The organism is Chelatococcus sp. YT9 (assembly GCF_018398315.1).
Taxonomy (GTDB): Bacteria; Pseudomonadota; Alphaproteobacteria; order Rhizobiales; family Beijerinckiaceae; genus Chelatococcus.
In genome coordinates this window covers 881,055-893,023 of the sequence record NZ_JAHBRW010000002.1, presented here as the reverse complement: position 1 = coordinate 893,023, position 11,969 = coordinate 881,055, and the positions used below count along the sequence as shown (strand labels likewise).

At 63.9% G+C, this 11,969-nt stretch carries 12 protein-coding genes; 11 read left to right on the top strand and 1 reads right to left on the bottom strand.

Annotated features, from left to right (window positions below; translation table 11 throughout):
- Window positions 1-39: 39 nt before the first annotated feature.
- The 4 genes from KIO76_RS24135 to KIO76_RS24120 all read left to right on the top strand — a co-directional run bounded on the left by KIO76_RS24135 (window position 40) and on the right by KIO76_RS24120 (window position 4,211).
- Window positions 40-999 carry an ABC transporter permease gene (locus tag KIO76_RS24135; RefSeq protein ID WP_213326123.1) on the top strand — a complete coding sequence of 320 codons (960 nt, stop codon included), beginning with the start codon at window positions 40-42 and terminating at the stop codon, window positions 997-999.
- Window positions 996-1,874, top strand: coding sequence for an ABC transporter permease (locus KIO76_RS24130; RefSeq protein ID WP_213326122.1), 879 nt, complete (start codon window positions 996-998; stop codon window positions 1,872-1,874). The genes KIO76_RS24135 and KIO76_RS24130 overlap by 4 nt, the downstream gene beginning before the upstream one ends.
- Window positions 1,875-1,998: 124 nt before the next feature.
- Window positions 1,999-3,012, top strand: coding sequence for an NAD(P)-dependent oxidoreductase (locus KIO76_RS24125; RefSeq protein ID WP_213326121.1), 1,014 nt, complete (start codon window positions 1,999-2,001; stop codon window positions 3,010-3,012).
- Window positions 3,013-3,071: 59 nt separating this feature from the next.
- Complete coding sequence (locus KIO76_RS24120; protein ID WP_213326120.1) at window positions 3,072-4,211, top strand: mandelate racemase/muconate lactonizing enzyme family protein; 1,140 nt, start codon at window positions 3,072-3,074, stop codon at window positions 4,209-4,211.
- A 56-nt stretch (window positions 4,212-4,267) separates the two neighbouring features.
- On the opposite strand, the gene KIO76_RS24115 is transcribed toward KIO76_RS24120, so the two are convergent.
- Window positions 4,268-5,209 (bottom strand): LysR substrate-binding domain-containing protein, encoded by a 942-nt coding sequence (locus KIO76_RS24115; protein ID WP_213326119.1) that lies wholly within the window; start codon window positions 5,207-5,209, stop codon window positions 4,268-4,270.
- Between the two features lie 160 nt (window positions 5,210-5,369).
- On the opposite strand from KIO76_RS24115, the gene KIO76_RS24110 reads away from it, so the two are divergent.
- From KIO76_RS24110 to KIO76_RS24080, 7 genes are all read left to right on the top strand, one after another.
- Window positions 5,370-5,951: a VOC family protein gene (locus tag KIO76_RS24110; RefSeq protein ID WP_213326118.1), complete on the top strand. Its 582-nt coding sequence runs from the start codon at window positions 5,370-5,372 to the stop codon at window positions 5,949-5,951.
- 23 nt (window positions 5,952-5,974) lie between these two features.
- On the top strand, window positions 5,975-6,397 hold the full coding sequence (locus KIO76_RS24105; RefSeq protein WP_213326117.1) for a nuclear transport factor 2 family protein: 423 nt from the start codon (window positions 5,975-5,977) through the stop codon (window positions 6,395-6,397).
- Window positions 6,398-6,464: 67 nt separating this feature from the next.
- The gene (locus KIO76_RS24100) at window positions 6,465-7,349 is read left to right on the top strand and encodes a fumarylacetoacetate hydrolase family protein (RefSeq protein ID WP_213326116.1); all 885 of its coding nucleotides are present in this window, start codon (window positions 6,465-6,467) and stop codon (window positions 7,347-7,349) included.
- A gap of 29 nt (window positions 7,350-7,378) precedes the next feature.
- Window positions 7,379-9,040: an FAD-dependent monooxygenase gene (locus tag KIO76_RS24095; protein WP_213326115.1), complete on the top strand. Its 1,662-nt coding sequence runs from the start codon at window positions 7,379-7,381 to the stop codon at window positions 9,038-9,040.
- A 33-nt stretch (window positions 9,041-9,073) separates the two neighbouring features.
- Complete coding sequence (locus KIO76_RS24090) at window positions 9,074-10,111, top strand: TRAP transporter substrate-binding protein (RefSeq protein ID WP_213326114.1); 1,038 nt, start codon at window positions 9,074-9,076, stop codon at window positions 10,109-10,111.
- The gene (locus tag KIO76_RS24085; RefSeq protein ID WP_213326113.1) at window positions 10,108-10,653 is read left to right on the top strand and encodes a TRAP transporter small permease; all 546 of its coding nucleotides are present in this window, start codon (window positions 10,108-10,110) and stop codon (window positions 10,651-10,653) included. Before KIO76_RS24090 ends, KIO76_RS24085 begins: the two co-directional genes overlap by 4 nt.
- Window positions 10,650-11,957: a TRAP transporter large permease gene (locus tag KIO76_RS24080; protein WP_213326112.1), complete on the top strand. Its 1,308-nt coding sequence runs from the start codon at window positions 10,650-10,652 to the stop codon at window positions 11,955-11,957. The genes KIO76_RS24085 and KIO76_RS24080 overlap by 4 nt, the downstream gene beginning before the upstream one ends.
- Window positions 11,958-11,969 lie beyond the last annotated feature (12 nt).

The following is an 11,969-nucleotide window of genomic DNA, read 5'->3' as shown; positions in this document are numbered from 1 at the left end:
CCGCGGCGATCTGGTCGAAATGCGTAGAGGAGACGGCTCATGCTGACCTACCTGGTCAGGCGTATCATGCAATGGATACCGGTCCTGCTTGTATCGAGCGTCATCGTCTTTGCCGTGGTACGCGCCCTTCCTGGTGATCCGGCTGATGTGATCGCCGGTCCCGACGCGCTGCCGGAAGTGGTTGAACAAATCCGGCTTGAATACGGGTTGGATCGTTCTTTGCCTGAACAGTATTTCTCATGGCTCGGCCAGATCGTTCGCGGCAACTTTGGGGAATCTTACATCTATCATCGTGAAAACAGCGAGCTGATCTTCAGCCGTATTCCCTATTCGATGCTCATCGCGATTTCAGCACTGGTCATCGCGCTCCTCATTGGCATTCCGACGGGTCTTGCCGCCGGGTTGAACCAGGGAAAGACGGCGGATTGGGTAGCGTCCGCCGCATCGGCGTTCTCGATCGCGACGCCAGATTTCTGGTTCGGCATTCTCATGATCCTGGTGTTTTCAGTCAGTCTCGGCTGGCTGCCGCCCGGCGGTTTCATCAGCGGGTTCGATTCACCATCCGGATTTGCGCTGGCGCTTATCCTGCCCAGCCTCACGCTCGCTCTCCATGGCACCGCCGTGCTCACCCGCTTCACACGCAACGCTGTAATCGAGATTCTGGGGGAGGACTATGTGCGTACGGCCTATGCCAAAGGCCTTGCGGGGCGAGCCGTCGTCGTGCGTCATGTGCTGCGCAATTCCTTGATCCCCGTCATCACCATGACGGGGATCATGCTCGGCCGCATGCTGGGCGGCGCGGTCGTGATCGAATCCGTCTTCGCCTGGCCGGGTGTCGGACGATTGCTCGTGCAATCGATCATCAACCGCGACTACGGCGTCGTGCAGGGCATCCTGGTCCTCCTTGTCCTATTCTTTCTTGTGCTCAATCTCGTTGTCGATCTCATCTACGGTGCGGTCGATCCGCGAATCCGGCTGGTGCGGGAGACCGCCCGATGAGCGCAGCAACCCCCGCTATCGCCAGCGCCCCTGCGCGACGGCACGGCTTCCTCGGCGCAGTCCTCCGCACGCCAAGCGGCATGATCGGCGTGGCCCTGCTCGCCATCGTTAGCTTGATCGCCGTCTTCGCACCGCTGATCGCACCCTACGATCCCAATATGCAGTTCTCAGGATTTCGGCTTTCGCCACCTGGAACCGCGGGGCATTGGCTTGGAACGGACGAACTGTCGCGCGACATACTCAGCCGCGTGATCTATGGCACGCGGGTCTCGCTCCTCGTGGGCTTTTTCAGCGTCTCCGCGGGCGCAGCGATTGGTATCGCGCTGGGCATCATAGCAGGGATGACCAGAGAATGGATTGATACCCTTCTCATGCGCGCGTGCGACATCCTGCTGGCTTATCCCGGGATTCTGCTCGGGATCATCGCCGTCGCGATCCTCGGTCCGGGCCTATCGCAGGTCTGCATCGCGGTCGCATTCGTCAATATCCCCATATTTGCGCGATTGACGCGGGGGGCGGTGTTGCGGGAACGAGAGCTGGAATATGTAAAAGCTGCGATCGTCGGCGGTGCGGGCCCCGCTCACATCATGATGCGCCACATCCTGCCGAACAGCGTCGGCGTAGTTGTGACGCAGATCTCCGCTGCGGCGGGACATGCCATCCTGCTTGAGGCATCGCTGTCCTTCATAGGGTTGGGCATCCAGCCGCCGACTGCCTCCTGGGGCTCGATGCTGAGCAAGAGCCGTGAACACCTTGCGACGGCGCCACTCTATGCCATCGTGCCAGGCGTGCTGCTGCTGGTTCTAGTACTCGGGCTGAATTTCTTCAGCGATGCCATGCAACGCGCGCTGAATCCAGCAAGCACCAAACGATAGACCTCTTCGACTGCGGCCGTCGACACGGATGGATCCGGCATGCCGCGTCCAGATGGCAAGCCTCGCAAAAGCGCGAGAGCTCCCTTCCGACCCGTGTCGAAAGTAAAAGAGCAATGGACAGCCAATGTACACGATCGGTATCACGCGTGATTTCCTCAACGTTCGCGATGAATTCGCATGGGGCGACATCGGCCTGTCCCGGATAGAGCAACATGGCGGCATGCGCTGGGCGATGGTCGCGACAGACCAGCCGGAGCGGACACCGGATGCCTTGGGGGAGTTCGACGCTCTGCTCGTCCTAAGGCAACGCATCGACGCGGACCTATTGGCGGCAGCGCCCCGGTTGCGGCACGTCAGCCGGTGGGGAGCGGGGCTTGACCGCATCGATCTCGACGCCTGCACGCGGGCGGGCGTCATCGTCACCAGCACGCCGTTCGGCGGCAAACGCCCTGTCGCCGCCGCCGCAATAACGCTGATGCTGGCCCTGACCCACCGCCTCCTCCAAAAGGATCGGCTGGTACGTGATGGGAAATGGGATCAGCGTGCCGACCATATGGGGATGGGCTTGACGGGCCGCACGATAGGTATTGTGGGCCTCGGCCATATCGGACGTGACATCGCTCATCTGCTGTCGCCGTTCGCGGTGAGGACGGTCGCCTACAGTCCACGGGCCTCGCGGGAACAGGCTTCGGATCTGGGCGTCACGCTCGTTGCCCTGGACGAGCTGTTGGCAAGTTCCGACGTGGTGATCGTCGCGGCCGCGCTGACACCGGCGACCCATGGTCTCCTCTCCGCGGAGAAGCTCGCTCAGATGAAGCCTTCGGCCTACATCGTGAATGTGGCGCGTGGAGAAATCATCGATCAGGCAGCGCTGGCTGCTTGCCTGGCGGCCGGACGGATCGCCGGAGCCGGCCTCGACGTGTTCCAGGACGAGCCGCTCCCAACCTCGAGCCCCTTGATCGGGCTCGATAACGTCATACTGGCGCCGCATGCTCTTGCATGGACCGATGAGATCATCGCGGGTAACGCGGTCGACGCCATCGGCTCCCTTGTGAAGGTCTGCGATGGTCAGCGCCCGGATTTCATTGCCAATCCGGCGGTGCTCGACCATCCGCGTTTGCGCGAGCTGCTGCGATGAATGGCCGGACGTTCGAGGCGGGTAGGCTGGAGCACAGTCTCCAAGGAGATTTTGATCGCATGCCGGTCGATACCCGCATCCGCCTCCGATCCGTTGCGGTCCATCTGTTTCGCGCCCCAGTCGAGCCGCCGATGCGCACGGTTTTCGGCGAGGTACGGAGCAGGCCGGCCCTCGTGCTGGTCGCTACTGACGAGGCCGGGCAAACTGGCTATGGCGAGATCTGGTGCAACTTTCCGCCGATGGCGGCCGAATACCGGCTTGATCTCGCCAATGCATTGCTTCCGGCCTTGGTCACCGGACAGGTATTCCGCAATCCCGCTCATGTCACTGCCGAACTCACGCGCCGGCTGCACACTCTGGCGCTCCAGGCGGGGGAGGACGGGCCACTCGCGCAGATCATCTCCGGTCTCGATATGGCGCTTTGGGACCTCCTGGCGCGCCGCGCCGGCTGTCCGATGCATCGCCTTATCGCCGGCAAGCGCGAGGGCACGGGTCCCATCACGGTGCCGGTTTACGCGAGTTCCATCCCGCCGGAAGAGCCGATGAAACTAGCAGGCCCCGCAGCCAGCGGCGGACACACCGCGTTTAAATTGCGTGTCGGCTTCGGGGCGGACAGGGATCTGACGAATGTCGAACAGCTCCGCCGTGAACTCGGAGACGACGCACGCCTGATGATCGACGCCAACCAGAGCTGGACCACGGCGCAGGCCACCGCCATGGCCGCCGCTTTCGCGCCCGCCCGCATCGACTGGCTTGAGGAGCCAGTGCCTGCCGATCGGCCTATAGATGAGTGGCACGACATCGCGCGGCATGGCGGCATTCCCCTCGCCGGTGGTGAGAACGTCCGGGGTCTCGAGCGCTTCATGACGATGATCACCGAGGCACAGGTTGCTGTGGTTCAGCCCGACGTCGGCAAATGGGGTGGCATCTCGGGCGCCCTCGTCGTAGGACGCGCAGCTCGGTCCGCGGGCCTGCGTTTTTGCCCGCATTGGCTTGCCGGAGGGCTTGGCCTCGCCGCAAGCCTACAGGTTCAGGCGGCGCTGGGCGGCGAGGATCTCGTCGAGCTTGACGCCAATCCTAATCCACTTCGTCAGGCGCTTTGTGATCCGCAACTGAAACATGGCCGCGTTATATTGGATGATGCGCCTGGTCTTGGGCCGGATGATCCGATAGCGGCACTTTCATCTGCGGCGACATGAGCGGGGTTTGTCGAAAGGTGTTGGTTTCGATGCTCCGGTACCTCATCGCTAACCGTCTAGCTTGATATGGCCGCCGCTGCCGGCAGTCTTCGTCGCTCGGCCGTTTCGAGCCGTGACGCGGCCCGCCGCATCAAGTCGAGGAAATGGAGCGCCGCCGGGGTCAGCGGCAGGTCGGCTCGGCGCACCACGACGAGCGCCGGCGCGGTCAGTTCTTCCTTAATCTTGATAGTGGTCAGAGCGTGCCCGGTCATCTCGAAATCCTGCCATTGGCTCGGCACCATCGCCAGGAGGTCGCTGTTGGCGAGGCATGTCAGCAGGGTGAGTGCGGATTGGCTGCGCACCGCCAGATGCGGTGCCGGCAAGTTGTAGCGGGCGAAAAATGCATCGATCTCGGCACTGTCATCGGCGGTGATCGAGGTTGTCACCCAGTCCTGCCCGACGAGATCGCGCAAGGAGTTCGCGCCCGCCAGCGGATGTCCGGTCCGACAGAGCACGATGCGGCGGTTCTCAAACAGCACCTCGAGGCCGAGCTCCGGCACCGCCTGGGCCCCACCCTCCGGACCAATGTAAAAATCGACCGAGCCGTCCCGCAAGCGCGTTTCGAGCGTCGGATAGAAACCCTCGATGATATGGAGCTTGATGTTCGGGTAGCGCTGCCGAAAGGGCCGCAGGCTGGACGGCAGCAGCGCCAGATGTGCGGCGATCGACAGGCCGACCGTCACGGTGCCGGTGCCGGTACCGCGCAACTGCTCCATCTCCTCGCGCGTTCGTCGGATCTCCGCCAGGATCGAGCGTGCACGGGCAATGAAGGCTTGGCCGAATGGGGTGGCCACCACGCCACGGGCACGTCGCTCGAACAAGGGTGCGCCCAGCTCCCGCTCGAGCAGCGCGAGGCTCCGCGTGAGCGCAGGCTGCGCCACCCGCAGATGGCGTGAGGCGGCCCGTACGCTGCCGCGATCGGCGATCGCGACGACTTCCTCGAAGTGATGAAGCTTCACCCCCGCGTCTCCTCCGCGACAAGCCTCAAGCGATATCAAACGAGTATCACTTCGGCATTCTTATCATCTATTCAGGTATAGCTCTGTCCGATAGCTCTTTTCCATCGAAAACGCAGGCGCCGCGCCCTCCTCGGGAAGAACGGCACCGCAGGAGGAACGCATGGACATCATCAAGCCCGCCTTTCATCACGTCACGTTCAAGACCAGCCGGCTCGCGGAAATGGTTGCCTGGTATGGACGAGTAGTTGGCGCCACGCCGAATTTCCAGGACGCGAACAACGCCTGGACGACGAATGACGAGGCCAATCATAGGGTAGCCTTCCTGTCGGCGCCCGGGCTCGGTGACGACCCCAACAAGCGCAACCATAACGGCATGCACCACAGCGCCTTCGAGTATGAGAGCTTCGACGACCTGATGTCGTCCTATGCGAGGCTGCGCGACGAGGGCATCCTGCCGGCGTTCTGCCTCGACCATGGCATGACCATCTCGATCTATTATCGCGATCCCGAAGACAATTTCGTCGAGCTGCAATGCGACAGCTATGGCGACTGGAAACAGTCCAGCGAGTGGATGCGGACATCCGAGGACTTCAGGACCAATCCGATCGGGACCTTTTTCGACCCCGAGCGCGTCTACCAAGCTCATGAGGGCGGGGCGGACTTCGAAACCCTGCATGTCGGGATGCGCAGGGGCGATTTCCAGCCGACGGGCGCACCTCCCGATATCGGGCTCCCAGCCTGACGGCCGAGCTGAGGTCGGTGGCGATGACGTCCCAACTCACTCTCGAAGATCGCGCGGCGATCGAGGATCTGATCCAGCGCCATGCCTGGCTGATCGACCATGGCGAGTCTGATCGCATCGGCGAGCTCTTCACGCAGGATGCGACGCTCTATGGGGTGGGCCCGGACAAGATCGGGCGGGCTGCGATCGCCGCCTGGGGTGCGGAGCGCGCGGCGATGCGCGATCGCCGTTCGCGCCATGTCCAGAGCAATATCCTGCTCGAGCCGGTCGCGCCGGATGCCGCTCGCGGCTGCGTCGTGCTGACACTCTATCGCCATGACGGGCCGGGCCTGGGCTCGGCTGCGCCTTTCCTGGTTTGCGAATACGCCGACCGGTACCGCAAGGAGCCTGACGGAGCCTGGCGCTTCGCGGAGCGGCGCCTCTCCGTGCTCTTCGGCGAAGCCTGAGCCGGACCGATCGAGACCGGCCACAGCGGCGGCCGGCGCCCTTTATCCAGTTTGAAGGAGAGCTTTCATGCGTCTCGCCACCATTCTTCGCGACGGCAAGGCCCGGCTTGCGGCCTATCGCGGTCAAGACCTCATCGATCTCTCGGAAGCTGGTTCCGGCCTGCCTGCGTCCATGCTCGCCTTCGTCGAAGGTGGAGATGCGGCTCGCGCTTCCGTCGTCGCCGCGCTCGATAAGGCGCCTTCATCGGCGCTGGTTGATCCGGAACACATCACCTTTTTGCCGGTGCTGCCACGGCCGGGGAAGATCCTCTGCGTTGGCCTGAACTATGCAGACCATTCGGCGGAAAGCGGATTCAAGCAGCCGGATTATCCGACGCTGTTCGGCCGCTTCGCGACAACGCTGATCGGCCATCGCGCCCCGATGATCCGCCCCAATCTCTCCGACCAGCTCGATTACGAGGGCGAGATCGCGGCGGTAATCGGCCGGCGCGCCAAGCATGTGCCGAAGGCCAGAGCGCTCGATTATATCGTAGGCTATTCGGTCTTCAACGAAGGCTCGGTCCGCGAATACCAGTTCAAGGCTCCGCAATGGACCGTCGGCAAGAATTTCGACGGCACCGGTGCTTTCGGGCCGGCGCTCGTCACGGCCGACGAATTACCCCCGGGCGCCACAGGGCTGAAGCTCGAGACCCGCCTCAACGGAAAGACCGTGCAGAGCGCCTCGACCGACAGCATGGTCTTCGACGTCGCGAGCCTTGTCGCCATCATCAGCGAGGCAATTACGCTGGAGCCGGGTGACGTCATCGTCACCGGCACGCCGGCCGGCGTCGGCGTCGCGCGTAAGCCGCCGCTCTTCATGAAGCCGGGGGATGTCTGCGAGGTGGAGGTCGAGGGTGTCGGCCTGCTGCTCAATCCCATTGCCCAGGAAAATGACGTGCGAGCCGCCGCCTGAGCGCCGATGAAAGACGAGAGGGACGCGAGGTGAAGGAAACCGGCCACGATATCGACGTGCTGATCGCTGGCGCCGGCCCGGTCGGCCTCGCCGCGGCGATCGAGCTGGGGCGCCGCGGCATAAGCTGCCTCGTGGTCGAGCGCAACGACCGCGTCGGCTACGCGCCCCGCGCTAAGACGACGAATGTTCGGACGCGCGAACACCTGCGCCGCTGGGGCATCGCTGACAGGCTGCGCGAGGCTTCGCCGATGCCACGCGACTACCCGTCCAACGTCGTCTTCGCCACTCGAATGACGGGGCCGCGGCTTGCGCGCTTCGAGAACGCACTGAACGGCAGCCCGGAACGCAACGACCTCTATTCGGAATCGGCACAATGGGTGCCGCAATATGTGCTGGAAGAGGTTCTGCGCGAGCATGCCGCTTCGCTGCAGGGCGTGACGATCCGCTTCAGCACTGAGCTCACTGCCTTCGAACAAGACGCCGGCGGTGTGGCGAGCGAGCTCAGGCAGCTCACGACGGGGCAGGTCGATCGGATCCGGAGCGCTTATCTGATCGGAGCCGATGGCGCGCGCAGCCTGGTGCGCGAGGCGATTGGCGCGGTGATGACCGGCGAGAGAGCCTTTTCGCGCAACTACAATATTATTTTCCGGGCGCCTGACCTCGACCGCCGCCACGAGCATGGCGACGCCATCATGTACTGGATGGTCAACGAGGAACTGCCCTCGCTGCTCGGCCCGATGGACGGCGAGGGCTTGTGGTTCTTCATGGTCACCAAGCTCGCGAACGATGTCGATCCGGCAAGCGTCGACCCGGTCGTGCTAATCCGTCAGGGCACGGGCCTTCATGACCTCGCCATCGAGATCGTTGGCAAAGATCCGTGGGTCGCCCACAAGCTGGTCGCGGATCGCTACGCGAAAGGTCGCGTCTTCCTGGCCGGCGACGCCTGCCATCTCCATCCGCCCTTCGGCGGCTTCGGCATGAACATGGGCATCGGCGATGCGGTCGATCTCGGCTGGAAGCTCGCGGCGGTGCTCCAGGGCTGGGGCGGGCGGGAATTGCTGGCGAGCTATGAGGCCGAGCGGCGCGCGGTGCACGAGCGCACCATCGCCGAGGCGGTGATCAATTACGGGGTGCTCGGCAACCAGCTCGTTCGGCCTGGTCTGGAGGATCTCGGCGTCCTCGGCGAGGCGACCCGCCGCGAGGTCGGCGAGATCATCGAAGCGACAAAGCAGCGTGAATTCCGTACGCTCGGCATCGTGCTGGGCTCGCGCTACAAGGATTCGCCAATCATAGTCCCCGATGGCAGCGAGCCACCCGCGGAGCACTTTATGCTCTATGTGCCTTCGGCCCACCCCGGCTGTCTCGCGCCGCATCTGTGGCTGGCGGACGGCTCCTCGCTCTATGATCATTTTGGCCAGGGCTTCACGCTGCTCGTCACGGCTGGCGAGGCGGGTCAAACGGTGGAATTCGCCGCCGCGGCCGAGGCGCTCCGTATTCCACTGACGGTTCTCGTTCCGGGCGATCCGCGCCTGCCTGCACGCTACGGCGCGCGCTTCGCGCTGATCCGGCCCGACCAACATGTCGCCTGGCGCGGCGATGTCTTGCCGGCGGATGCCGCGAGACTGCTCGCCCATGTGACCGGCACACGCGAAGAGGAACCTGTCACGCAGGAAGCCGTGACCGCAGCTTGAGACCCAACGACAAAACGAACGGGGAGAAAACGGATGATAAGAGGAGCGGCGAGCGCCGTGTTGGGCGTTCTCTTCAGCCTTTTCCTGTCTGGGGCAGTATTGGCGCAGCCGATCGAGCTTAAGGTCACGCATTACCTGCCGCCAAACCACCAGTTGCACAAGAAACTGGAGGAATGGGGAGAGGATCTGGCGAAGCGGTCGGACGGACGGCTCAAGCTGACGATCTTCCCGGCCGCGCAGATGGGGCCGATGCCGCGGCAATACGACCTCGCCCGGACCGGCGTCGCCGATATCGCCTTCTTCCTGCACGGCGCGCTGCCCGGTCGCTTTCCGCTGACCGAACTGACCCAGCTTCCCTACGTCTTCAACCGGGGCGAAGGGGCCGCCGCCAAGGCGATCAGCACTGCGGAGGCCTCCGCGATCGTGACAGAAATGGCTGCCGACCTCGCCGCGGAGCATGAGGGCACGAAGCTGCTCTATTTCATCGCCACCCCGACGGTGAGCCTGTTCTCCAACAAGGGCGCAGTGCGCGATCCCACCGCGATGCGCGGCATGCGCATCCGGCACAACGGGCCTATCGCCTCTGCGATCATCGAGGCTTGGGGCGGCAGTCCCGCGGCGGTGACGCCAGCGGAGCTTGCGGACGCACTTGCCAAGGGCACGATCGGCGGGATGCTGTTCAACTACGAGGCGGCGAAATCCTTCCAGATGGCCGAGAGCATCAAATCGGTGACGCCGGTCAAAGCATCAGCTGGCACCTTCGCGCTGGTAATGAACGCGGAACGCTATAAGTCGTTGCCGGAGGATTTGCGCAAACTGATCGACGAGACGACCGGCCCTGAGGCCGCGCGTCGTATCGGCGCGCTCTATGACGCGGCGGAGGATGAGGGCGAAGCTTACCTGCGCGCAGCCAAGGTCGAGATCCTCGATTTGACCCCGGCCGAGCGCGCGGCCTTCGAGGAGAAGACAAGCCCGATCACCGCCAGCTTCCTGGCCAAGGCCGAGGCAAAGAACGTTAAGGCGCGCGATTTCTATGACAGGCTCCGCGCAGCCGTGGGCCGGGCGCAATGAGTGCCGATGGCTCGGGCCGTCGCTTCGACCCGGCACGGCTCCTCACCATCGGCGGCGCACTTGCGCTCGCGGTGATGCTGTTTTGGACGATGCTCGACATCGGCGGGCGGCTTCTCTTCAGCCATCCGATCCAGGGCACGCTCGATCTCGTCGAGGTCGCCCTGGTTCTCGTCGCGTTCCTCGCTTTGCCCGAGTGCTTCCGGCGCGACGAACAGATCAAGGTCGACGTCTTTGATGCCATGCTTGGCCCGCGCCGTCTCCGGCTCCTGATTCTGATCGGGGAAGTCGCGACGCTGGCTTTTCTTGCACTGCTGGCCTCTACGCTCCTGCAGCCCCTATCCGATGCCTACCGCTTCGGCGACCAGAAGCCCGATCTGCCGGTGCCGATCTGGACCTTGCTGCTGACGATCGAGATAGCCCTTATCGTGTCCATACTCGTCGTCCTGCGCCGGGTCGGCTCCCAGATCAGGAACGTCCTGCGTCAGCCCGGCGATGAGACGCCGGTTTCCTCCCCCCAACGCCACGAGGAGGCAACCCCATGAGCGCGATTTCGATCGGTCTGATCGGCATGGCGGCGCTGGTCGCAATGATCCTGGCCCGCATTCCCGTCGCGGTTGCCCTCGGCCTCGTCGGCTTCGTCGGCTATGCCGCCATCGACGGTTTCGCCAAGGCGCAGCTCGTCTTCGGCGCAGTGCCGCTCGAGCTGTCCTCGGCCTATGCGCTCTCCGTACTGCCGCTGTTCACGCTGATGGGGGCGCTCGCCACCATGGCCGGGCTCTCCGGCGATCTGTTCCGCGCCAGCAATGCGGTTTTTGCCGGTATGCGCGGCTCACTAGCGATGGCCGCAGTGGGGGCCTCAGCGGGATTCGGCGCGGTCTGCGGCTCGTCGCTGGCGACAGCGGCGACCATGAGCCGGATCTCGATCCCCCAGATGCTGAAGGCTGGCTATTCGCCTGCTTTGGCCGCCGGTGCCGTTGCGGCGGGCGGGACGCTCGGCATCCTGATTCCGCCGTCTCTGATCCTGATGATCTACGGCATCATCGCACAGCTATCGATCATCAAGCTGTTCGCGGCCGCGCTCATCCCGGGGCTCGTGCTGACGGTACTGTATCTAGCGACCGTCACGATATGGGTGTGGCTCAGGCCTTGGGCAGCACCCCGCGTCCCCACCGAAGGCCGCACCGCGTCCTTCCGCCTGGTACTCTCGATCTGGGATGTCATTCTGCTGTTCGCGGTCACTTTCGGCGGCATATACCTCGGCTGGTTCAGCCCCACGGAGGCCGCCGCCGTCGGCGCTTTCGGCGCGCTCCTGCTCGGATTGCTGCGGCGCGGCTTCAAGCCCGGCGATATCGGCACGGCCTTCACTGAAACCACGCGGATCACTGCCAATCTCGTCCTGATCGTGTTGGGGTCGACCATCTTCTCCTACTTTGTCGTCCAGACCGGCATGGCCCAATCCGTGGTCAGGAGCATCGACGCGATCGGCCTGCCACCACTCGCGGTCATGCTGCTGCTCGTGGTCTTCTACGTCTTCCTCGGCTGCTTCCTTGAAGGTATCGGCATGGTGCTGGTGACGGTACCGGTGCTGCTCCCGCTGGTGCTCTCAACGGGCTACGATCCGATCTGGTTCGGCGTTCTGCTGGTCATCGTGGTCGAGATCGGGCTGATCCATCCACCAGTCGGCATGAACCTGTTCGTTATCCGCACCCAGGCCCCGGAGGTCAGCCTCGGCGCGATGTATCGCGGCGTCCTGCCGTTCCTGCTGGCGCCGTTCGTTTTGATCGCCATGCTGCTCGCCTGGCCCGATCTCGCGCTCTGGCTGCCGCGCCATCTCGCAGGGATGTAGTAGAGCGGTCGT